The 23179-nt window shown below is 72.0% G+C and carries 14 protein-coding genes; 11 read left to right on the top strand and 3 right to left on the bottom strand.

What is annotated here, in order from left to right:
* Positions 1–3 precede the first annotated feature (3 nt).
* Positions 4–681 carry an outer membrane lipoprotein carrier protein LolA gene (locus tag IT371_03835; protein ID MCC6746763.1) on the bottom strand — a complete coding sequence of 226 codons (678 nt, stop codon included), beginning with the start codon at positions 679–681 and terminating at the stop codon, positions 4–6.
* A gap of 50 nt (positions 682–731) precedes the next feature.
* Positions 732–3653: a DNA translocase FtsK 4TM domain-containing protein gene (locus tag IT371_03830; protein ID MCC6746762.1), complete on the bottom strand. Its 2922-nt coding sequence runs from the start codon at positions 3651–3653 to the stop codon at positions 732–734.
* A 251-nt stretch (positions 3654–3904) separates the two neighbouring features.
* On the opposite strand from IT371_03830, the gene IT371_03825 reads away from it, so the two are divergent.
* From IT371_03825 to IT371_03785, 9 genes are all read left to right on the top strand, one after another.
* Positions 3905–4645, top strand: a complete 741-nt coding sequence (locus IT371_03825; GenBank protein MCC6746761.1) for an OmpA family protein — start codon at positions 3905–3907, stop codon at positions 4643–4645.
* A gap of 48 nt (positions 4646–4693) precedes the next feature.
* Positions 4694–5395: an O-methyltransferase gene (locus tag IT371_03820; GenBank protein ID MCC6746760.1), complete on the top strand. Its 702-nt coding sequence runs from the start codon at positions 4694–4696 to the stop codon at positions 5393–5395.
* 138 nt (positions 5396–5533) lie between these two features.
* On the top strand, positions 5534–7276 hold the full coding sequence (locus tag IT371_03815; GenBank protein ID MCC6746759.1) for a hypothetical protein: 1743 nt from the start codon (positions 5534–5536) through the stop codon (positions 7274–7276).
* 6 nt (positions 7277–7282) lie between these two features.
* Positions 7283–8092 (top strand): tetratricopeptide repeat protein, encoded by an 810-nt coding sequence (locus IT371_03810; protein MCC6746758.1) that lies wholly within the window; start codon positions 7283–7285, stop codon positions 8090–8092.
* Positions 8092–9201 (top strand): putative metal-binding motif-containing protein, encoded by a 1110-nt coding sequence (locus tag IT371_03805; protein MCC6746757.1) that lies wholly within the window; start codon positions 8092–8094, stop codon positions 9199–9201. The genes IT371_03810 and IT371_03805 overlap by 1 nt, the downstream gene beginning before the upstream one ends.
* A 195-nt stretch (positions 9202–9396) precedes the next feature.
* The gene (locus tag IT371_03800) at positions 9397–10554 is read left to right on the top strand and encodes a hypothetical protein (GenBank protein MCC6746756.1); all 1158 of its coding nucleotides are present in this window, start codon (positions 9397–9399) and stop codon (positions 10552–10554) included.
* A gap of 77 nt (positions 10555–10631) precedes the next feature.
* Entirely contained in the window at positions 10632–13394 is a 2763-nt protein-coding gene (locus IT371_03795) for a PD-(D/E)XK nuclease family protein (protein MCC6746755.1), read from the top strand.
* Positions 13384–16923: a UvrD-helicase domain-containing protein gene (locus IT371_03790; GenBank protein MCC6746754.1), complete on the top strand. Its 3540-nt coding sequence runs from the start codon at positions 13384–13386 to the stop codon at positions 16921–16923. Before IT371_03795 ends, IT371_03790 begins: the two co-directional genes overlap by 11 nt.
* 231 nt (positions 16924–17154) lie before the next feature.
* Positions 17155–17454 (top strand): hypothetical protein, encoded by a 300-nt coding sequence (locus IT371_03785; protein ID MCC6746753.1) that lies wholly within the window; start codon positions 17155–17157, stop codon positions 17452–17454.
* Positions 17455–17500: 46 nt separating this feature from the next.
* Here IT371_03785 and corA read toward each other — a convergent pair whose 3' ends face one another.
* Entirely contained in the window at positions 17501–18649 is a 1149-nt protein-coding gene (corA, locus tag IT371_03780; GenBank protein ID MCC6746752.1) for a magnesium/cobalt transporter CorA, read from the bottom strand.
* A 165-nt stretch (positions 18650–18814) separates the two neighbouring features.
* Between corA and IT371_03775 the strand changes: the two genes are divergently transcribed.
* Positions 18815–21121 (top strand): PAS domain-containing protein, encoded by a 2307-nt coding sequence (locus tag IT371_03775; protein ID MCC6746751.1) that lies wholly within the window; start codon positions 18815–18817, stop codon positions 21119–21121.
* Between the two features lie 23 nt (positions 21122–21144).
* Positions 21145–23130, top strand: a complete 1986-nt coding sequence (locus IT371_03770) for a protein kinase (protein ID MCC6746750.1) — start codon at positions 21145–21147, stop codon at positions 23128–23130.
* Positions 23131–23179: the final 49 nt, after the last annotated feature.

Genomic DNA, 23179 nt, shown 5'->3' with positions numbered 1-23179 from the left:
TCGCTAGCGCTTGATTTTCGCCCCGTCCACGACCTTGGTCCCGGGCGGCGGCGCGAAGGCGAAGCGGCTCTTCTGCACCCGCGTGTTCACCTCCATCTTGGTAAACACGAAATGGTTCTGGCTGTGCTTGCTCACCACCATGGACTCCACCACGGCGAAGTCGGCGGGCCGGAGCGCCAGCACGAGGTGCGTGTACTGCGCCGTGGGCTTGCGCGGGGTGAGCTTGACCACCAGGTCGTCGGGTCCCCCGAGGAGCTCGGCCTTGTCCGTCGCATACGCCACGCGAAACTCCTTCAGCAGGTCGCCGGTACCGAGGAGGAAGGTCAGCCCCGTGGAGAGGTTCTGGGTGTTCAGCGGGTTGCGGAAGGCCTGCCGGTCCTCGGGCTCCCAGACCCAGAGCTCCTTCCCGTCGGCGATGAAGGCCTTCTTCTCCGGCTGGACGTAGTTCCAGCGCATCATCCCCGGCTTCTTCACGTAGAGGTAGCCGTAGCTGGTGCGCTTCCGGTTGTAGAGCGTGTCGGTGTAGACCTGCTTGAAGGCCGACTTGAGGTCCTTCGTCTTGGCGTAGAAGGCCTGCATCTTCGCCACCACCTCGGTCACCGGGGGCTGGGGAGCCGCGGCCCGGGCGAGGGTGGGACCGCAGAGGGCGAGCAGCAGGAGGGGCAGAGCGAGTCGTCGCATCGGGGCTCTCGGGTCGATCCTTTGCTGATACCGCAGATCGGATCGACGCGCTACCCGTGGTCCTGGATCAGCACCTCGCGCCCCCGGACGCCGTCGGCGGGGCCCACGATCCCTTCCCGCTCCATGCGCTCCACCATGCGCGCGGCGCGGTTGTAGCCGACCCGCAGCCGGCGCTGCACCATCGAGATCGAGGCGCTGCGCGTTTCGGCCACCAGCGCCACCGCCTGGTCGTAGACCGGGTCGTTCCATTCGTCCTCGGCGGCTCCGCCCCCCTCGGCGTCCTCCTCGTCCTCGGGGGGCTTGAGGATGTCCATGTCGTAGACCGGCCGCCCCTGCTCGCGCAGCCACTCCACCACGCCGTGGATCTCCTCGTCGGATATGTACGCGCCGTGGACGCGATCCATCGCCACCCCGCGGTCCACGACCAGCATGTCGCCGCAGCCGAGGAGGTGCTCCGCCCCCTGCGCGTCGAGGATGGTGCGCGAGTCGTGGCCCGTGCGCACGTAGAAGGCCATGCGCGAGGGGAAGTTGGCCTTGATGAGCCCGGTGATCACGTCCACCGACGGCCGCTGCGTGGCCAGGATGAGGTGGATCCCCGCCGCGCGGGCCTTCTGCGCCAGCCGGGCCACCGAGGTCTCCACCTCCTTCGAGGCCACGGTCATGAGGTCGGCGAACTCATCGATGATCACTACAATGTAGGGGAGCCGCTTGAGGTTCTGCTCCTTGCCCGACCCACGGCGCGGCCGGCGCGCACTCGCCTTCTCCGTCGCGCGCTCCGCCGCGAGCTCCTCGTCGGCTTCGACGTCGATCGGGATGCCGTCCGCCGCGCCGTCGTCGGAGAGGCCCGTGGCGCCGACGAGCGCCACCTCGCTGCCGTCGGCGTTCTTGCGCACCACGAGCACCTGCGTCGGCTCCGCCGCGTGTACCGCCGCGCGCTCGACGCCCGCGCTCTCCACCTCGCCGCCCTCCGTCTCGCCACGCTGCTGCTCCACCTTGCGGTTGTAGGCCGAGATGTCGCGCACGCGCGCGTCCGCGAGGAGCTGGTAGCGCCGCTCCATCTCGGCCACGGCCCAGCGGAGGGCGAGGTTCGCCTTCTTCGGGTCGGTCACCACGGGGAGGAGCAGGTGCGGGATGTCGTTGTACCCGACGAGCTCGATGTGCTTCGGGTCCACCATGATCAGCCGCACCTCTTCCGGGGTGCTCTTGTAGAGCAGGCTGCAGATCATGCCGTTGATGCTGACGCTCTTGCCGGCGCCGGTGGTTCCGGCTACCAGCAGGTGCGGCATCTTCTGCAGGTCCATCACCACCGGGGCGCCGAAGATGTTCTTGCCGAGGGCCAGCGCGAGGCGCGACTTGTGCGCGCGGAACGACTCGTCGGCGATGATCTCCTTGAAGGAGACCGTCTCGCGGCGCTCGTTCGGCACCTCGATGCCGATCGCGCCCGTTCCCGGGATGGGAGCCACGATGCGCACCCGCTGCACCTCGAGGGACATGGCCAGGTCGCTCGAGAGGTTCGCCACCTTGTTCACGCGGGTGCCCGGGGCCGGGACGAACTCGTACATCGTGACCACGGGCCCCGGGTGCACCTTGGTCACCTTGCCGACGACCTTGTAGTTCGCGAGCGCTCTCTCGAGCTGCTTGGCCTGCTCGTGGATCGCGTCGTGGTCCACCTTGGCCTGCTCGGTGTCGTGGAGCTCGAGGAGCGAGAGGGGCGGGAGCGTGTACGCGTCTCCCTTGAGAACGAAGCCGGGACCGTCGGGGGCCTCGACCTCCTTGGAGTGCGGCGCCTCGGTCATCTCGGGGAGCTCGAGCTGCCGGCGGAACTGCGACTCCACGATGGTCAGCGCGTCGGGGCTCGCGGAGCCGTCGCGGGTCGCGCGAGCACCATCGCTGAGGACCTCCGTCGCGTCCTCGGTCGCGAGGCCGAGCGGCTCGTCGGAGATGATGTCCTCGGCGGTGAGCTCCTCGATCTCCTCGGCGGGCTCTTCGACCTCCTCGGCGGGGCGCGCCGTCTCGGGCACGGCGTCGGTCATCCAGGCCGCGACGGCCGCCTCGACCGGAAGCGACCGCGTGGCGCGGCGACGGCGACGAGGCCCTGCCGCCTCGCCCACCGCAGGAGGCGCGGAGCTCTCCGCGCAGAGCGGGTTCGGCTCGGCGACGCGACCGATCTCGAGGTCGGCCGGCATGGGCGCGATCTCCCTCGGCGGTGGTGCGGAGGCGCGCTCGCGGGGCTTCGAGAGGTCGAGCCGCACCACGGGGGGCATGGCCGCCGTGCCCGAGGCGCTCACCTCGGGCTGGGTGCGGAGCTGGGCCATCACCTCTCGTGCTCCCTCGGCGAGGCCCCGGAGGCGCTCGCCGGTGCGGGCCCCGAGCTCGCGCAGGGCCGCGCCCGCTCGACGGATCGTCTGCCACATGCTCACTGCGATGCGGGCCCACGAGAGGTCGGTGGCGAGCACCACGCCGAGCGCCAGCGCCAGGAGGCAGAGGAGCCAGGCCCCGATGGTGGAGAGCAGTCCGCGAAAGAGCTCGGCCGCGGTCTCACCGAGTAGGCCGCCTGCCGACGCTCCGGCGAGGCGGCGTGGATGCAGCGCGAGGTGCAGCAGCGCGGCGCCGAAGATCGTCCCGAGGGTGGCGCCGATCCGCGTGCGCCAGCGATGGGCCGCGGCCCGCAGCTCGCGCCCGCGGCCGAGCGCCGCGGCGAAGATGCGGACCGCCACCGCGAGCAACCCGGCCACCGCCAGGTAGCCGAAGAGGCCGAGCGCCCAGTTGAGGGCGCTGCCGAGGGCCTGACCGAAGGGGCCCATGAGGCGCCCCCCGCCGAACTGCACCGAGGCCAGGCTCGGGCCGAGGAGCAGGCCGGCAGCGAGGACCAGGATGCCGAAGACCTCGTGGGTGCGGCGGTGCGGAGCCTCGGAGCCGTTGTCCGGTTCGCGCGTCTCCTCGGGGGAGGCGGGGCGTGCTGCCTTTTTCACTAATCGTTTCTTGCGCTTGATATTCGGTTGGGCCACGTCGCGCCTTCGGTAGGTTGTGAGCCTACATATGTTCACATTGAACGACTGGTACGACATCATCATACGGGGCCAGGTCGGCCCTGTCAAAACGGCGTTCCCAAGCTGTAAAGCACTTGAACTGCAAGGCAGTTTTCGGTAACGTCCCCGGCCGTTACCCTGCAGTAAGGCGATAGCTCCCGAGGAGTTCGGGGGCTCAGACCAAGGAGGCCCAGATGCACCGAGCGCTGATGGCCGCCGCCCTTACCATTTCACTACTGGGCGCCTGCGGCATTCCGGAAGAGCAGCACAACGCCGTCATCAAGGACATGGAGAAGTGCAAGAAGGACCTGGCCGACACGAAGACCTCGCTGGCCAGCACTGAGGCCGACCTGAAGCAGAAGATCGCGCAGCTCGGCGGGAGCAAGGATCAGCTCGCGCGGTCGCTCGGCGCGACGAAGAAGGAGCTCGAGAAACTCCGGGCCGCGCAGACCGCGTCCGAGGCGCGCGCGAAGGTCTTCAAGCAGCTCCTCAGCCGGCTGCGGTCCATGATCGACGCGGGCAAGCTGCAGGTGGAGGTCCGCAAGGGCCGCATGCTGGTCAAGATGAGCGACAAGATCCTCTTCGACCCCGGAAAGACCAAGCTGAAGGACGACGGCAAGTCGGCGCTCGAGCAGCTCGCGGGCGTGCTCAAGGACATCTCGAACCGCGACTTCCTCGTCGCGGGCCACACCGACAACGTTCCGATCAAGACCAAGGTCTTTCGCTCGAACTGGGAGCTCTCCACGGCGCGTGCGGTGGAGGTCGTGAAGTTCCTGCAGGAGCAGGGCGTGGACCCCAAGCACCTCGGCGCGTCGGGCTACTCCGAGTACGACCCCGTGGGTGACAACAGCACCGACGACGGCAAGCGCACGAACCGCCGCATCGAGATCGTTCTCATGCCCAACATCGAAGAGCTGCCGGCCTTCGAGCAGTAGGCCTCGACCCACGTCCAGCCACGCGGCGCGCGCCGCGTCGTGATCCCCGTGACCCACGCTCCTCCCCTTCGCCCCGACGTGGCCGCTTGGCTACGCGGCCTCGCCGAGCTCCCCGACGACCCGATCCTGACGGAGATGCACGCGCTCGCGGCGGCGCGCCGGTTTCCCATCGTGGGGCCGGAGGTCGGGCGCCTGCTCGCGCAGGTCACGACGATGACCGGAGCGCGGCGCGTCTTCGAGATGGGCTCGGGCTTCGGCTACAGCACGCTCTGGTTCGCGCGGGCGGTGGGGCCGAACGGGCGCGTCTACCACACCGACGGCGACCCCGAGAATACGCGCCTCGCGAAGGACTTCCTCACGCGTGCGGGCCTCGCCGACCGGGTCATGTTTCTCACCGGCGACGCGCGTGAGCACCTGACCCAGGCCACGGGGCAGTTCGACATCGTCTTCTGCGACATCGACAAGGAGCAGTACCCCTCGGCGTACGAGCTCTTTCGCGGACGCGTGCGGGTCGGCGGAGCGGTGATCGTGGACAACCTGGTCTGGAGCGGGCGCGTGGCGGCCGGGGAAACCGACGCCGACACCGAGGGTGTTCGCGAGTACATCCGGCTCATGTGGGCCGACCCCGAGTACCTGTCGAGCCTCCTGCCGGTGCGCGACGGCGTGGGGCTCTCGCTTCGGCATCCGCTCGCTGCGCGTCGCACCCCCACGGGGCCCCTGCCGTCCGACTCGAGCGAGGACGCGGACTGAGAGCCCGGCGCGATGTGGGGAAAGGGCGGTTCGTAGCCCACGCCACGCCCGCACCGTCGACGATCCTGCAGAAGATCCGAGGGCGAGGCAGGCCGAAACGCTGCCGCTGTGATATCGTGGAAGGAAGTCCGCCCCACGATGAGCAAGACCCCTCAAGACGAGCGCCGGCGGCCGGTGACGCGCGGGCTGGAGGAGCGGCCAGGGTCCTGGCTGCGGCCCGAACTGACCGATCCGCCCTCTGCCGGTGCGCCCGCGGCGGCCTCCGACGACGAGGCGCCGCTCGAGTTCGAGTTCGATAGCCCATCCCGCGCGAAGACGGTGGAGACGACCGTCGACGCGGCGCAGATGATGGCCGTTCCCGACGCGGCGACGGGCGCGCGGGCGGCGAAGGATCCGGCTCCGCCCCGGAACGCGGCTCCGGGGGCCGCGGCTCCGGGCCCCTCGGCTCCGGTGGCGCGCACGACGCAGCAGGCCTCCGCCCTGTTCGCGCGCAGCGACCGGCGCTATGCGGCGACGGAGACGAGCCCCCGCCCACCAACGGGCGCGGTCCCGCCCCCGGTGCCGACGGTGCCAGAAGCGCCAGCTCCGGTGCCCAGGACCGGGGAGGCGCCGCTGCCCGCGCGGCGAAGGCAGGCGACACAGGGTTTCGGCGACAGGGCCGACGAGGCCGACGCCGGACGGGTCGGCGCGAAGTCCCTTCCACGGTTGCCGAAGGTGCCCCTCGACGGCGTTCCCCGGCACCCGTTCCGTCGTTCGACGCAGAGCGTGGGCGGGGTGGCGTCGCCGCCGGCGATCCCCAAGGCGCCGGCGCCACCGGTGCCCAAGGATCCTGCTCCGCGCGGGACAGCCCCCATCGCCGCGCTGGGTCCGCCCGCGCGAACCGAGGGTTCCAGGGAGGCCCCGGCGATCGGTCGCACGACGGCTCCGGTGGGCGTGGTGGTGGCTCCGCAGGCGGCGGCAGGGAGCGGCGCGCCGACGGCGCCCGCGCCGGATCGCGGTGGCGACGACGCGCGGACAGCGCGAGCGGCCGACCCTGCGCGGGCCGCCCCGCCTCCGTCGGTGGTCGTGGCTCCCATGTTGTCGCTGAGCGGTGCGGTGGGACTTCGGGCGCCTTCGCCCTCGACGCTCGCCTCCGCTCCACCTCTCGACGAGGCGGCGGAGGACGGGCCGGCCGCGGGGGCGCCTCGCCGCACGCCCCGACGCGCCGGAGCGAGCGCCCGAGGAGACGACGACTTCGACGGGTGGCTCGAGACGCCGTTCTCGGGGCTGAGACGGCTGCGCTGGCTGCTCGTGGGGGGGGCGGTGGTCGTGCTCGGCGGCGGTGCCTTCGCAACGTGGCACTTCACGCGCTCGTCAGCCGGCCCCGTTCACGTGGCGAAGCCGGCGGTTGCGGAGTCCCAGAAGCCCGAACCGAAGCCCGAACCGAAGCTCGAACCGAAGCTCGAACCGAAGCTCGAACCGAAGCCCGAACCGAAGCCCGAACCGAAGCCCGCGGCCGAAGCCCGGTCGGCGCCCGAGCCGGCGAAAGAGCCCGCGCGCGCCGCGGAGCCGCCGCAACCGCCCGATCCGGAGTCCGCGCCCACGCCGTCGGCGGAGGCGCCCTCGCCGGATCGGAACAAGGCGCACGGCAAGCGGAGCTCGCGTCGCTTCCAGCATCGTCGTTCGGCGCGGCGTGGCGCTCCGAGCCCCGTCGGTCGGCCGTCTCCTGCTGTGACGGCCGGGGCGGTGCGCGAGGCCCCGTCGCCGCCGAGAGCGAAGCCCGAGCCGCAGGGTGCTGCGGCGACGAGTCCCCGGCGCGCGACGCCCTCCCGACGGCCAGCGAAGGGAAGCAAGGAGCGCGCGGCGGATCTCGATACGACGATGGACCCCTTTGCCAAGTAGGAAGCCATGCCCAGACGTCTGGTAGCGCTCGTCTTCGCCGCAGCTCTTCAGCTCGTCGCGCACGTGGCGCTCGGTGCGGAGCCGGACCTCGCCACCATGGAGCGCGCGAAGGCCTTGTTCAAGCAGGCCGAGGCGCATTACGGCCTCGGGGAGTTCCGCCGCGCGCTGGAGCTCTACCAGCAGGCGTACCGGACGCTGCCCATGGCGGCCTTCCAGTTCAACATGGGGCAGTGCCATCGCCAGCTCGGGGATCATCGGCAGGCGGTCTTCCACTACCGGCAGTTTCTGGCGCGCGCACCCGGCTCGCCCCAGCGGGAGAAGGTGCTCGAGCTGATCGAGGTGAGCGAGAAGGCGCTGGCCGACCAGGAGGCCACGCAGCGCGCGGTGGGAGCCCGCGCAGCCGAGAAACCCGCCCTGCGGGCACGCGTGCCGCGGCGGTCCGGCGACGAGGACGGGGAGGATGGCGACGACCGTCCTACGAAAGGGGGCAAGGTGCACCAGGCGTGGTTCTGGACCACGGCGAGCCTCGGCGTGGCCCTGCTCGGCGCGGGCGCGGTCACCGGCGCGATGGCCCTGTCGCGCAACAACGAGTACAAAGCGCCCACGACCTCCGTCGCGCGGCGGCTCGAGCTCAGGGATTCGGGGCGCACCCTGTCCACGATTTGCACCGGGACGTTGATCGCGGGCGGAGCGATGGCGGTGACCGCCGTGGTGCTCGCCTTCTTCACGGACTTCAAGGGACGGAGCCGAACCGAGGTGTCCGCCACACCGCTCTACGGCGGCGGCGCGGCGCTCAGCCTGAGTGGAGCGTTCTGATGCGCGCGGTCGCAGCGAGTTTCTTCGCCCTCGCCCTCGGGGCGAGCGGATGCTTCATGTCCTGGCCCGAGGGGCTGCTCCAGGGAGATGGGGCGCCCTCGCAGGCGGACGGCGGCGTGCAGGACGTGGCCCAGCCGGGAGGGGACGGGCCGCGCGCGGATGGGGCCGTCGGCACCGACGGGGCCCGGTTCGACGGGCCGCGGCCGGACGGACGGCCAAGGGATGCCTGGCCAGGCGATGGAGGGTCGCGCGACGTGGGCGTGGCCGATGGGTCCCTGCCAGCCGACCGCGGACCGGCGGACGTCGGGACGCCCGATACCGGCTGTACTCCGGGCGCGGCGCTCGGCTGCCAGGGGAATCTGCTCGTGCGGTGCAACACGCTCGGCACCGGCACGCTCACAGTGGATTGTGGGGCCTCGGGCTGCAACGCGACGGCGAAGCGCTGCAGCCAGTGCGACCCGGCGGCTGCCCCCTATTGTTCTGGCAGCAACCTGATGGCCTGCACCTCCGATGGCCTGTTACAGGCCACGCCGTGCTCGCTCGGCTGCGTGGGGAACGCGTGCTCGGGCTGCCTCGACGGCGACGGCGACGGCTACGGCGTGGGTCCCGCGTGCAAGGGACCCGACTGCAACGACAGCAACGGCAACATCCACCCCGGGGGGGTCGAGGTCTGCAACACGGCCGACGACAACTGCGACGGCACGAAGGACGAAGGCGTGCAGTCCACGTTCTACCGGGACTCCGACCGCGACGGGTACGGCGACGCGACCAAGACGACCCTCGCCTGCACGGCCCCGCAAGGCTACGTCCCGAACAAGGACGACTGCGACGACGGAGACCGCGACGCGCACCCGGGCCAGTCCAGCTACTTCGATTCGGGGAGCAACGGGACCGGCACCTTCGACTACAACTGCAACACCACCGTCGAGCAGCGCTGGCCCGTGGTGGCCACCTGCGCGGGGCAGCCACCCAGCAGGTGCAACAACACCTCGTCGGGTTGGCAGACCGCCGTGGCGGGGTGCGGCGTTCGGGCCACCTGGCTGTCGTGCAACTGGAACGCGGGGAGCTGCCAGACCAACTCCTCCAATCGCACGCAGGAATGCAGGTAGAGCAGCGCTCTGGGGGCGCCCTCGGGTAGCCCCCACCGATTCCTGAACGGCTCGCCCCGAGACGCCGGCCAATGTCTTGGCCCATGGCGGTCCAGGCGAATCCAAAGCCGTGGAAATACGTGTAATACCTGCGTCGGGGCGGGCCCTTTGCGCGGCACGGCGGCTGCACTTGCCGCCCTGCGAGGAGCACGAGGCATGAGACGACAGCGCGCGGTCTTGATGGGGGTGGCGGTACTCGGTGTGGCCACGCTCGGCGTCGTTCGCGGGGAGGCCCGGGCCGCGGGGCGCAAGGGCTTCCTCGTGGCCGCGCCGGCGATCGGCGAGGGCGAGCGGGCGCGCGTCGCGGCGGCGCGCGAGCTCTTCAAGGCGCACCAGGAGCGGCAGCCGGTCGCCCCGGCGTACCGCATGCCGGGGGCCGAGCGGACGGTGGAGCTCGGTACGCAGGCCAAGCAGGCCAAGGCGCAGGTCGTGGAGCTGCGGCGACAAGGGGATCGCGCCGTGGTCGAGCTCGAGGCGCGGTGCTCCCAGGAGATCGCCGCGCTCGAGGGGTACGGAGCCTGGCGCGCCTTCGAGCGCAAGGTCTCCGCGCTGCGGAGCGACAAGGAGAAGGCCGAGGAGAAGGTCAAGAAGGCCGAGTGGGTGATCGACGACTGGGCGCGCACGAAGGAGTCGCGCGCCTGGCAGAAGAAGAGCGGCATCGCCTGGCAGGCGTACTACGCCGACGAGGAGACGGCCGAGACGGTGGCGCCGCGCATCATTCGAGAGTCCAGCCGCGAGGTAGGGCGCCTCGAGGGCGCCATCGCCGCGCTCTCCGACGAGGCGAACCGCTGGGACCGCTGGGAGCGTCAGCACGCGGCGCCGATTCGCGCGCGCTACGCGCGACAGATCGAGACGAAGAAGGGCGAGACCAGCCGGGCCGTGCAGCGCGCCCAGTCCGAGGAGACGGCGGCGAGGGACACCTTCTTCGGGCTGGTGCAGCGGGGGCTCGCCACGGCGGGACTCGACCTGGGGCAGCCCTTCCGCTACGAGCGCGGCCGCCAGTACGCCTTCGACGAGCGCTACACGCACCGCTACCACACGACGCTCAAAGAGGTGCGGAGCCTGTTGGAGACGATCGACGTGCAGTTCGCTGCCGCAGAGCGCGAGCTGAAGGTCTGGCAGGTCGGGGCCCGCAAGGAGCAGCGTGCGGCGACGGCCCAGCTCGCGGCGAGCCTGGACCGCTTCTTCGCGCTCACCGGCAACGAGGCGCTGAGCCAGCAGCAGGACGCCTACCTGCGCATCCGTTCGACCTTCGACGGGATCGCTGGCGAGGTGAACCGCTTCCTCGGTCTGGCCTTCGCCGACGGCCGCTAGACCCTTTCTTCCGTCCCCGCCCGCGCTCGACAACCGAGCGCCATCTGCTGCACCATGGCGCGGCATCCACCTAGACCATGCGTTCGACGTTCTTCGAGACCCGACCCGAGCTCTTTGCCGCGCTTGCGCGCGGAGACGCGGCGATCGTCACGGCCACGGAGAGGCTGGCCCGAGAGCTCGAACGGCAGTTCAACGAGGCGCAGCGGGCGGCGGGGCGAAGGCTCTGGACGCGGCCGCAGCTTCGCTCGCTCAGCGGCTGGCTCGAGGGGCTCTGGAGCGCCCTCCTCGAGGAGGGGAGCGGGGGAGCGGCGCCGCTCGCGCGGCTTTCGGCGGCGGCCGAGCTCGCGCTCTGGGAACGCGCGATCCGAAGGAGTGCGCTCGGCCCCGAGCTCCTCGGCCGGCGGGCCACGGCGAAGGTGGCGGCGGAGGCCTGGCACCTCGTGCAGCACCATCAGGTATCGCTGCCCCGCGTGCGGCGCCTGGCCGACGAGGAGGGGGTGGCCTTCGCGGGCTGGGCGGAGGCCTTCGAGGCGGCCTGCCGGAAGGGAGGCTGGCTGGATCGCGCGCGGCTCTGCGGGGCTCTGACCGAGCGCGTGCGTACGGGTGCGCTCCGCTTCCCGGCCGAGCTCGGCCTGGCGGGCTTCGACGAGCTGACCCCGGCGGAGCTCGAGCTCCTCGGCGCGCTCGAGACGCGGGGGGTGCGCGTCTCCCGCCTCGACGGTGCGTCCGCGGGGCGGGCCAGCGTGGAGTACGTCGCCGCTGCCGACCCTCGCGGCGAGCTCGAAGAGGCGGCGCGCTGGGCGCGGGCACGGCTCGAGGCCGGCGAGGCCGGTCCCTTCGGAATCGTGGTGCCAGACCTCGTCGAGCGCCGGCGCGAGGTGGAGTGGACCTTTGCCGACCTCCTCGATCCCGGCTGGGCTCTCGCCGCGCGCCGCGCCGGAGAGGGGCTCTTCGACGTCTCGCTCGGGGAGTCGCTCGCGGACGCGCCGCTGGTAGCCACGGCGCTCGGCCTCCTCGGGCTCGAGCCGCACGCGGCCCCGCTGGAGGCGACGGGGGGGCTCTTGCGCTCTCCCTTCGTCGGGGGAGCCGCGCTCGAAGGCGCCTCGCGAGCCGCGCTGGAGGCGGAGCTGCGTCGCACGGGACGCTTCGTGGTGGACCTCCCCGCCGTGGTGCCGGAGGTGGGGCGAGCGGGCTCGCAGGCCTTCGCCTGCCCGCTCCTTGGCCCGCGGGTGGCGGAATGGACGGCTGCCTTCGAGACGCTCCCCGCGCGCCAGGCCGCGAGCTCGTGGGCCGCGTCGTTCGCCGCGCTGCTCGATGCCCTCGGCTGGCCCGGAGAGCGTAGCCGGACCAGCGTCGAGCAACAGACGCTCGAGGCGTGGCAGGACCTGCTCACCGACTTCGCGGGGCTGGATGCCGTGACGGGCGTGCTCGACCGCGAGGAGGCGCTCGCGCAGCTCCGCGACCTCGCCGAGGAGCGAACCTTCGCCCCCGAGGCGGCCGACGCGCCGGTGCAGCTTCTGGGGCTGCTCGAGGCCGCGGGGCTGACCTTCGCGGGGCTCTGGGTGACGGGGCTGCACGATCAGGCCTGGCCGCCGCCCCCGCGCCCGAACGCGCTCTTGCCCCTCGCCCTGCAGCGCGAGCTCGACCTGCCGCACGCTTCCCCCGAGCGGGAGCTTTGGGCCGCGCGGCGAACGACCGAGCGGCTGCTCGCCTCCGCGCCGGAGGTCGTCCTCTCCTGGCCGCGCCGCGCCGACGACCAGGACCTGCGGCCGAGTCCGCTGATCGCCGCGCCTCCCGAACCGCTGCGAGAGGCGCCGCGCCGAAGCGACGTCCGACGTGCGGTCGAAGAGCTCTGCGGACAGGCCCCGCTCGAGCGCATCGCCGACGAGCTCGGCCCGCCGCACCCGGCCGCTACCCCGATCAAAGGGGGAACGGAGGTCTTTCGGGACCAGGCGGCTTGCCCGTTTCGCGCTTTTGCGCGCCACCGGCTGGGAGCCGCGGACCTGGCCCGGCCCACCGCGGCGCCCGACGGCCGGCTGCGGGGGGGCCTCGTGCACGCGGTCCTCGAGGAGTTCTGGGACGCGGTCCGCTCCTCGGCGCAGCTCCGATCGTTGTCGGCGGAGGAGCGACAGCGAGCGGTGCGCGAGGCCGTGGAGCGCGGGCTCGCGCGCGGGCTCGCGCGGCAGGCCGTGCGCCCCGGGCGTGCCTTTCTGCGACGGGAGGCGCGGCGACTCGAGCGACTCCTCGACCGCTGGCTCGAGGTGGAGCTCGGCCGCTCCGACTTCACCGTCGAGCGCATCGAGGGGACCCTGCGCTTCGAGGTGGCGGGGCTGGCCGTGGAGGCGCGCCTCGACCGCAAGGACCGGCTGCCCGACGGAGGCGAGGTGATCGTCGATTACAAGACGGCCAAGGTGAGCGCCGCGGCATGGTTCGGGGAGCGGCCCGACGAGCCGCAGCTTCCGCTCTACTGGCTCGCCGCGCGCGACGAGCCGATCGTGGCCGTGACCTTCGCGCAGCTCCGCCCCGACGGCCTGCGGTTCGACGGGGTCGCCGCGCGCGACGGACTGGGCGAGGGGATCGCCCGGCTCGAGGAGCTCCGCCACCGGACGCGGCCCGCGGACTGGGACGCGCTCACGACGGGTTGGAGGACCGCGCTCGAACGGCTGGCGCGCGCCTTCCTCGGCGGGGAAGCGGCGGTGGACCCGAAGCGGCCCCCCTCGACCTGCGAGTACTGCGAGCTTCTTTCGCTCTGCCGGCTGCACGAACGCACGGCCATCGCCCTGCGTGCGGAGACCGACGACGGGCCGGACGAGGAGAACGGGGGGCGCCGTGAAGGATAGCTTTGCCCCGACCGACGCGGCAGAGCGGGCGCGGGCGCTCGAGACCGACCGCTCCTTCGTCGTCCAGGCGCCGGCCGGGTCGGGGAAGACCGAGCTGCTCGCGCAGCGCTTCCTGGCGCTCCTCGCCACGGTCGAGCACCCCGAGGAGCTGCTGGCCATCACCTTCACGCGGAAGGCGGCGGCGGAGATGCGGGGCCGCATCAGCAAGGCTCTGCGTCGCGGGGGGGACCCCACCCCGCCGGAGGCCGCGCACGAGCGCCGGAGCTACGACCTCGCGCGGGCGGTGCTCGCGCGCGACGCCGCGGCCGGCTGGTCGCTCCTCTCCCACCCGAGCCGGCTGCGCATCCTCACGCTCGACGCGCTCTGTCGGGCGCTCACGCAGCGGACGCCGCTCCTCTCGCGACTCGGCGCCGAGCCGGACCTTACTCAGAACGCCGCGCCGCTCTATCGCGAGGCCGCGGCGAGGACCCTCGCCCGGCTCGAGCAGGAGGACGAGCTGTCGCTGGCCGCGGAGCCCTTGCTCCTGCACGTGGACAACGACCTCCTCCGGCTGGAGGGACTTCTCGCCGACATCCTGGCCCGCCGGGACCAGTGGCTCCGGCACCTGGCGCAGCTCGGCGCGGCGACCGACGCGACGCGCGCCTCCGGTCGGGTGCTGGCCGGGGACCCGCTGCGCGCCGAGCTCGAAGCGGCGCTGGCCCACGAGGTGGAGGCCTCTCTCGGCCTCGTGCTCGCGTGCGCCCCGCGCCAGCTCCTCGAGCAGGCGGTTCCGCTCGCGCGGGAGGCCGCGGCCCAGCTCGCAGCCGAGAACCCGGGGCACCCGCTCTGCGCTTGCGCGGGGCTGACCGCCGTCCCCGAGCCGACACCGGCCGGCCTTCCCGCGTGGCGCGGGCTCGCGGCGCTCTTCCTGATCCTGGACGGCTCCCGTCGCAAGCAGGTGGACAAGCGTGTCGGCTTTCCGGCGGCGTCGAGCACCAAGGACCCGGAGGAGAAGGCGCGCCGCGAGGACCGCAAGGCGCGCGCCGTGGCCCTGCTCGCCGCGCTCGAGGACGAAGAGCCCTTTCTGACCCGGCTCGCGGCGGTGCGCACGCTGCCGCCTTCGACCTACACCGACGAGCAGTGGGCCGTGCTCCGCGTCCTGCTCGGCGTCTTGCCCCGCGCGGCGGCGGAGCTCACCGAGCTCTTCCGCGAGAGGGGGCAGGTGGACTTCATCGAGCTCGGCCTGGCGGCGCGCCGGGCGCTCGGCGATCCCGACCACCCCACAGATCTGGCTTTGGCCCTCGATTACCGGCTCCGTCACGTCCTCGTCGACGAATTTCAGGACACCTCGTGGAGTCAGTACCACCTCCTCGAGCAGCTCGTCGCCGGCTGGGAGCCAGGCGACGGTCGCACGCTCTTTCTCGTCGGCGATCCGATGCAGTCCATCTATCGCTTCCGAGAGGCCGAGGTCGGCCTCTTCCTGCGCGCGCAGCGCACGGGGGTCGAGTCGGTGGCGCTCGAGAGCCTGCGTCTCGAGCAGAACTTCCGCTGCTCGGCCGGCATCGTGGGCTGGGTCAACGACACCTTCCCCGGGGTGCTGGCCGCCGAGGACGATCCGCAGGCCGGCGCGGTCTCCTACAGCGCCTCGCTCGCGCGCCCCGCCACGTCGCTCGTCTCCCCGGTCGTGCACCCGTTTCTCGAGGACGACCCCGCGCGCGAAGCCGCTCTCGTGGTGCGGCTCGTGCGCGAGAGCCTCGAGAGGCCGAGCGGGGGCGACGGCACGCCGCGCACGGTGGCCATCCTGGTGCGCGCGCGCACGCACCTCGCGGAGATCGTCCCCGCGCTGAAGGCCGCGCAGCTCCGCTTCCAGGCCGTGGAGATCGACCAGCTCGGCGAGCGCCCGGTGGTGCAGGACCTCTACGCCCTCACGCGGGCGCTGCTCCACCCGGCGGACCGCGTGGCCTGGCTCGCGTTGCTGAGGGGACCCACCTGTGGCCTCTCGCTCGGGGACCTGCACGCGCTGGTGGCGGGCGCGACGGGCGTGCCCGTGTGCACGCTCCTCGCCGACCCCGAGCGTCGGGCCGCGCTCACCGACGACGGTCGCCGCCGCCTGTCGCGACTCTGGGAGGTGCTCGAGCCCCGGGTGGCCGACGCGCGGCGCGGCTCCCTGCGTCGCTGGGTGGAGGGGACCTGGATCGCGCTCGGCGGCCCGGCCTGTCTGGGGGGCGACGAGGCGCTCGGCGGCCCGGCCCCCCTCGAGGACGCCGAGGCCTACCTCGGGCTGCTGGCCGAACACGAGGTCGGTGGGGACCTCCCCGACCTCGATCCGCTCGAGGAGGGGATGCGGCGGCTGTACGCGGGACCCGACGCCGCGGCGAGCCCCGCGTTGCAGGTGATGACGATCCACAAGGCCAAGGGGCTCGAGTTCGACACGGTGATCGTGCCCGGCCTCGGGCGCACGCCGCGGAGCGAATCGCCGCAGCTCCTGCGCTGGCTCGAGCGGCCGGGACGACGTGCGCCCGGAGAGCTCCTGCTGGCGCCGGTGCGGGCTGCCGACCAGGCCGAGGAGGCCATCTATCGTTACCTCGCCGCGGTGGAGCGCGAGCGCGGGGAGCGAGAGGCGGGGCGACTGCTCTACGTCGCCACGACGCGCGCGAAGGCGTCGCTGCACCTCCTCGGTCACGTCGGCGCGACTGTCGACAAGGCGGGGGAGCGCGCGCTCGGCCGTCCCGCCAACGGCTCCCTCCTCGCGCTGCTCTGGCACGCGGTGGAGCCGCGCTTTGCGGCGGCGCTCGACGAGCAGGGGCTCCTCGACGCGCGCGCGTCCGGGGCGGCGCTCGTGCAGCCGGCGGCGCCGGAACGCCCACCGCTTGTGCGGCTCCCCGCGACGTGGACGCTTCCGCCCCTGCCCGAGGCCGCGCCCGTGCCGGGTGCCTCCGCGGTCGGGGGAGCGTCGCAACGGAAGCTCGTCGAGCGGCGCTTCGACTGGGCCGGGGAGCGGGCCCGTCGGGTAGGGACCGTGGTGCACCGGTACCTGCGACTGGTCGGGCGCGACGGTCGCGCGGCGTGGAGCGCAGGCCGCGTGCAGGAGCTCCGCCCCTCGTTTCGCGCGGCGCTCCTCCAGGAGGGGCTCAGCCCGGAGGCCTGCGCCGAGGCTGCGGTGCGCGTGGAGGCCGCGCTGACCTTGACCCTCGAGGACGAGCGCGGAAGCTGGGTACTGGATGGCGCCCACGCCGAGGCCGAAAACGAGCTGGAGCTCGTGGCCGTCGCGGAGGGCAAGCTCGAACGGGCGATCATCGATCGCACCTTCGTGGATCGCGACGGGGTGCGCTGGATCGTGGACTACAAGACCAGCGAGCACAGGGGCGGGGACCGCGAGGCCTTCCTCGACAACGAGCAAGCGCTCTACCGTCCGCAGCTCGAACGGTACGCGGAGCTCCTGCGCCTGGTCGAGGCGCGCCCCATCCGCTTGGGGCTGTACTTTCCGCTGCTTGGAGGCTGGAGGGAGTGGGCCTTCGGGGGCCGCGACGGGGAACGCTCCGCCGGGTGATTCGCCATCGCGACGCCGGGCGTTCCGGTGCGACGGGCGTCTTGATTTTGGCTTGACGAGCCTCCCGCTGCCCGGTGTAATTCGACGCTACGACGCGCTGAGAATTCACTGCGGGCGCGGGCGAAGGCGATTGACTCGCGCAAGCGACGGCGCGAGACCTGACGAATAAGGCCCTTTCCGCCGCACGTTGGCGGTAGACCCACGACATCATCCATCCGAGCGGAGGACGCTATGAGTCGACAACTGCGGACGGAAAACCAGAGCGGCTGGCACCCGGCGGCCGATGACGACGCCAGATTCCTCGAGGCAGATTTCGAAGGCCCGAAGGATGAGGACGAAGAGGAGGAAGTCGACGAGGAGGACGACGACCTGGACGACGACGAGGACTTCGACGACGACGAGGAAGACGACGACGAGGACTTCGACGACGACGAGGAAGACGACGACTTCGACGACGAGGACGACTTGGACGACGACGAGGACGATGACGACGACGACGAGGAAGAGGAGGAGGAGGAAGAGGACGACTAGTCCTCCGCTCGCCCGCTCTCAGTTACCGGGCGAGAGGTCCCGTCCCTCAGACGTTTCGGCGCCGCGCTTCCTCTGCCGGTGACCTGTTGGTCGCCTCCGTCTCGCGGTCGGCCTCCTCTGGCCGTCCGCCGCCGCCGATCCAGCCCTTCCGCCAGAAGAACGCCACCAGCCCCGCCGCGATGATCGCCATCAGGCCGAGACAGGCGGGATAGCCCCAGTACCAGCCCAGCTCGGGCATGCTGAACGGCGACCTGGACCGGTCGAAGTTCATTCCGTACACCCCGGCGATGAAGGTCAACGGGATGAAGATCGTCGAGATGATGGTGAGCACCTTCATCACGTCGTTCGTGCGGTTGCTGATGCTGGACAGGTAGACGTCGAGGAGGCCGGAGCCGATCTCGCGATAGGTCTCGACGAGGTCGATGATCTGCACGGTGTGGTCGTAGCAGTCGCGCAGGTGGACGCGCGTGTGCTCGGAGATCAGCTCCGTGGGGTCGCGGACCAGCGAGTTGAGCGACTCGCGCAGCGGCCAGATCGACCGCCGCAGGTGCAGCAGATCTCGTTTCGCCTGGTGGATGCGCGGCACCACGTGGGCCGAGGGCTGGCTGACCACCTCGTCCTCGAGGTTCTCGAGGCGTTCGCTGTAGCGTTCGAGCACCGGAAAGTAGCCGTCCACGATCGCGTCGAGCAGGGCGTAGGCCAGGTAGCTGGAGCCGCTCGACCGGATCTGCCCGCTCCCCTTGCGGAGCCGGATGCGCACCGGTTCCAGGCAGTCTCCTGGGATCTCCTGAAAGGTCACGACGAAGTTCTGGCCGAGAAAGAGGCTCACCTGCTCGGTGTAGAGCGCTTCCTCGTACATCGCCATGCGGGCCACGACGAAGAAGTGCTCGCCGTAGGGCTCCACCTTGGCGCGCTGGTGGCCGCTGATCACGTCTTCGATGGCCAGCGGGTGCAGCCCGAAGACCTTGCCGATCTCGCTGATCACGTGGGCGTCCCCGAGACCGTCCACGTCGACCCAGACCATGGGCCAGGCGGCGAGAATTGCGCCGAGCTCGGCCGGGTCGGTGAGCACCTGTTCGAGCAGACGCTCCGGGCCGTAGGCGAAGACGCGGATCTCGGGACGCGAGGCCTCGGGGTCGGGGGCGAGCGTGCCCGGAGGGGACCCGGGCGGCACGCGGCGATGCAGCTGGTCCACGGGAGCAGTGGTAGGCGCCCTGGTGCGTGACATCAACGACCCTCGCGGTGGAGGCCGGAGCGTAACACGCCGCTCCTCGCGGCGCGCGCCCTTGACCTGATCCGGTCCACGGGCGTCTAATCTTCTCCGTGCGGGAGTCGAGACTCCCTTGGATGTGGGTGACGGATGGGGACGGCAACTCCGCCCACGGCAGAGCAGATCGACGCGGGCCCTTGGGTCATCTACCGGTGTCGCCCCGACGACGGCTTCGCCCTGACGTATGTGAGTCGGGGGGTGCGATCGCTCCTCGGCTGCGCTCCCGACGAGCTCACGGGGTCGCGAACGGCGTGGATCGACCGCGTGCACCCGGAGGATCGCGAGCGCGCCCTGGCCTGGCGCCGACGCGTCGCGAGAGAGCCGAGCGGACCCGCCGAATACCGGCTGCGCGGCGGCGACGGCGTCTACCGCGTGGTGCGAGACGCCGCGCGCTCCGCGGAGGCCGCGACGGGCGCGGGTCTCGAGCTGGTGGGCCTGTGGGTGGACATCACCGAGCGCCATCAGGCCGAGGAGCTCGCCCGGATCGAGGCCCGACGCTTCCGCCAGATCCTCGACGACGCCCCGGACGTGATCTACCGCTACCGCATCGCTCCCACGCCCGGGTTCGAGTACGTCAATCGTGCCGCGACCGAGCAGAGCGGATACCCGCTCGAGCAGTTCTACGGCGACCCGATGATGCCGCTGAAGCTCGCGCACCCCGACGACCTGCCACGGGTAGCCGAGCTGATGCGGAGCTCGAGCCACCGCGATAAGCCGCTCGTGGCCCGCTGGATCACCGCGGACGGCCAACCCTACTGGACCGAGACGCGCTCGCGGCCGATCTTCGACGACCAGGGCCATCTCATCGGCGAGCTCGGCGTGAGCCGGAACGTGACCGAGCAGAAGCGCGCCGAATCGGCCCTGCGAGCGATCGAGCAGCGTTACGAGCTGCTGGCGCGCGTGACGAACGATGCGATCTGGGATTGGGACCTGCTCGCCGACCTCATGACCTGGAACGACGGGCTGCGCACCGTCTTCGGCTACGGCCCGGGCGACGTGGGCCGGACGCCGCAGTGGTGGAGCGAGCGCGTTCATCCCGACGACCGCGAGCGGATCGTGGCGAGTCGCCAGGCGGTCGTTCAGGGCGGCGGCCAGTCCTGGTCCGCCGAGTATCGATTTCGCGTGAAAGATGGACGCTACGCGACCGTGATCGACCGGGCCTACTTGCTGCGCGACGAGCGCGACGAGCCGCAGCGCATGATCGGGTCCATGCTCGACGTGAGCGACCGCCGGCAGGTGCACGACCGGCAGCTCCAGGCCAACCGCCTGACGGCCATGGGCTCGCTGGCGCGCGCGGTGACGCACCAGATCAGCGACCCGCTCTCGTGCGTGATCGGAAACCTGGGGTACCTGGCGAAGACCATCGATCGACTGGGTGCCGAGGGGCTGGGGCCGGCGGGGGCCGAGCTCAAGCAGGGGCTTCGCGAGGCGCTGGAAGGGGCGCGGCGCGTGCGGCAGATCGTGCGCGACCTCAAGTCGTTTGCCTGGGGGGACGACCGCGAACAGATGTTGCTGGACGTCGTGCCGATCCTCGAGATGGCGGTCAACATGGTCAGCAACGAGGTCCGCCACCGCGCGCAGATCGTGCTGAACTACGGACCGGTGCCGCGTGTCGCGGGGAGCGAGGCGCAGCTCGGGCAGGCCTTCCTCAACCTGCTCTTGAACGCCGCGCAGAGCATCCCCGAAGGCCAGGCGACGCGCACCGCGCTGCGGGTGAGCACGCGGACCGACAGCCGAGGGAACGTGGTGATCGAGGTGCAGAGCAGCGGTCCGCCGCTCGCCCCGGAGCAGCGGGCACGCCTCTTCGACGTGCCGGACGGGGGCGATACGGCCACGATGGGGCTCGGCGTCTGCCGCGCCATCGTCGAGGCCCTCGGGGGCGCGGTGGTCGCCGAGAGCCGTCCGGACCAGGGACCGGCCTACCGGATCGAGCTGCCGAGCGCGGCGGACGAGCGTCCGACGATGGCCAGCGAGCGGCGCCCCGAGGACCCGCGGCGCGCGAGCGACCCGTCGGTGGACCAGCCGAGGCGCGCGCGGATCCTGGTCGTAGACGACGAGGAGGCGGTGGGGCTGACGGTGCAGCGCGTGCTCGGTGACGACCACGAGGTCTGGTGCACCACGCGCGCGACGGACGCGCTCGAGAAGCTCGAGACGGAGGAGTACGACCTCATCCTGTGCGACGTGATGATGCCCGAGATGAGCGGGGCCGAGCTCTACGCCGCGGTCCTCGCTCGTAGGCCCGCGCTCGCGGCGCGCATGGCCTTCATGACCGGGGGCGCCTTCGCCCCCAGCGCGCACGAGTTCCTGCGGAGCGTGAGGGCGCGATGCCTCGAGAAGCCGTTCGAAGTGGGGCGCATCCGGGCCTTTGTGGCGTCGATCCTGAGACAGGCGTCGTAGGGTAGCTCGGGCGTCGTTACAGCATGCGCGTCTGCGCCGAATGCGGCGAGAACCTACCCGAGGAGGTCACGCACTGCCCCCACGACGGGGTCAGCCTGGCGACGCCGGAGGAGCGCGGTAACCTCGCCGGAGTCGTCCTCGACGACCGCTACGCGCTCGAGGAGCGGATCGGCTCCGGCGGGCTCGGCGAGGTCTACCGCGCCCATCACGTCAAGATGGGCAAGCCCTTCGCGATCAAGGTGCTCCACCGCAACCTGATCGCTCAGCCGCAGTTCGTGGCCCGCTTCGAGCGCGAGGCGCGGGCGCTCTCGCGGCTGCACCATCCCTGCTGCGTCTCGGTCACGGACTTCGGGCACACCGCAGAGGGGCCCTACATCGTGATGGAGCTCGTCGAGGGGCGCGCGCTCGCGAGCTATACGCGGAAGGCCGGCATGCCGCTGGCCCAGGCGATCGACGTGATGAGCCACGTGCTGACCGGACTGAAGCACGCGCACGCGCAGGGGATCGTCCATCGCGACCTGAAGCCGGAGAACGTGATGCTCGTGCCGAGCCCCGCGGTGCGCGCGGGTCTGATGCCCAAGATCCTCGACTTCGGGCTGGCCGCGTTTCGCGCCGGATGGGCCTCGGGGGGCGGAACCACCGCGCTCACGAGCAAGGGGATCGTGATCGGCACGCCGGCCTACATGGCGCCCGAGCAGGTCCTGCTGAGCGGCGCGGCGCCGGTGGAGGCCACGGCGGACCTCTACTCCGTCGGGGTGATGCTCTACGAGCTCTGCTGCGGGCGGCGGCCCTTCCTCGGGCCGACGGCGCTCGACTACCTGGACCAGCATCGGAGCGAGCATCCTCCGCCGCCGCGCGAGCTACGGCCGACGCTGCCGCCCGCGCTCGAGGTGATCCTGCTGCGAGCCCTGAGCAAGCGCCCGCAGGATCGGTATCCCTCGGCGGAGGCCTTTCGCGAGGCGCTCCAGGCGATCCTGCCCCTCCCCGACGAGCTCGCCGAGGAACGGCCCCCGCGCGCGGGAGGAGCTCCGCCGGGAACGCCCTCCTCGGTTCGGCCGACGGAGCAGCGGGTGCCGTCGTCGTCGTCTGGAGCGCGGGCGGAGCCGTCGGGGGTGCCGTCCCCGCACAGGGGCGGCGTGCGTGCGGCGTGGTTTCCGCTCGGCCTGGTCGCGGTGGGGGTCGTGCTCGGCGGTGCGCTCTACCTGCACCTGCGGCGACCGGTGCAGGTGGCGCGACCGGGCGGGGTGGGCACGGTTGCGGTGGCGGCGCCCGATGCGAAGGTCGGCGAACCGGACCGCGGAGCGCCCGACGGAGGTCTTTCCGACAGGGGAGGAACGACCGACCCGGCGCGAGGAGGGGAGCGGGCTCGCTCGACGACCACGACGCCGCCGAGGCGAACGCCCCGCGCCCCCGAGCTGGCCTCGGAGCTGGTGGTGGGACGCCGGCTCTGGAGCCAGGGGGCGGCGGGGCGACGGCGCGCGGGAAAGGCGTTTCTCAGCTACCTGCAGGCCCATCCCCAGGACGCCGCGGCGCATCTGTTCGTGGGGGAGCTCTTCCTGCGCGCGCAGTGGGCGGCCGACGGGCTGCGCCTGGTGGAGCGCGGCCTGCGTCTGGCTCCCGAGCGGCGTCTGGAGCTCGACCACCTGGTGGCGGTGGCCTTCGCCCTGCGGCCGGCGACGCAGGTCCGCGCGCGCGCGATCTTCAAGCGCCACGAGGCGAAGCAGGTGGGTCAGGCGCTCCTCGTGGCCGCGGCGGCGATTCGCGACGATCGCCTGCGGGCAGCGCTCCGGCAGGAGGCGGAGCGTCGAGGCCGACCGCGCGACGAGGTGAGCCGGCGACTGTGGGCCCTCTCGACAGCGCGCCGCTGTCCCGAGCGCAGGGCGGCGGTGGCGACGCTCGAGGCGCACGCGGAGCACCCGGCGGTGCAGGTGCTCGTCTCGTACCTGGCCGCGCAGCCTTGCGTGGGCAAGGACGCGCGCCGGGTACTAGCGCGCGGCGCGAGACCGTGACGAGGGACGAGCCATTGACGGCGCTGCCAACGGCTGCATAGTCAGAGGC

The sequence above is a fragment of the Deltaproteobacteria bacterium genome (genome assembly GCA_020848905.1).
Lineage (GTDB): Bacteria > Myxococcota_A > Polyangia.
Note: the sequence above shows the minus strand (reverse complement) of the source record. Positions and strands in the feature narration are given on the sequence as shown.

Coding starts and splice junctions, on each gene's coding strand:
- IT371_03775 (MCC6746751.1), top strand. CDS start 18,815: ATGGGGACGGCAACTCCGCCCACGGCAGAGCAGATCGACGCGGGCCCT.
- IT371_03770 (MCC6746750.1), top strand. CDS start 21,145: ATGCGCGTCTGCGCCGAATGCGGCGAGAACCTACCCGAGGAGGTCACG.
- IT371_03815 (MCC6746759.1), top strand. CDS start 5,534: ATGAGCAAGACCCCTCAAGACGAGCGCCGGCGGCCGGTGACGCGCGGG.
- IT371_03795 (MCC6746755.1), top strand. CDS start 10,632: ATGCGTTCGACGTTCTTCGAGACCCGACCCGAGCTCTTTGCCGCGCTT.
- IT371_03785 (MCC6746753.1), top strand. CDS start 17,155: ATGAGTCGACAACTGCGGACGGAAAACCAGAGCGGCTGGCACCCGGCG.
- IT371_03835 (MCC6746763.1), bottom strand. CDS start 681: ATGCGACGACTCGCTCTGCCCCTCCTGCTGCTCGCCCTCTGCGGTCCC.
- IT371_03810 (MCC6746758.1), top strand. CDS start 7,283: ATGCCCAGACGTCTGGTAGCGCTCGTCTTCGCCGCAGCTCTTCAGCTC.
- IT371_03825 (MCC6746761.1), top strand. CDS start 3,905: ATGCACCGAGCGCTGATGGCCGCCGCCCTTACCATTTCACTACTGGGC.
- IT371_03800 (MCC6746756.1), top strand. CDS start 9,397: ATGAGACGACAGCGCGCGGTCTTGATGGGGGTGGCGGTACTCGGTGTG.
- IT371_03805 (MCC6746757.1), top strand. CDS start 8,092: ATGCGCGCGGTCGCAGCGAGTTTCTTCGCCCTCGCCCTCGGGGCGAGC.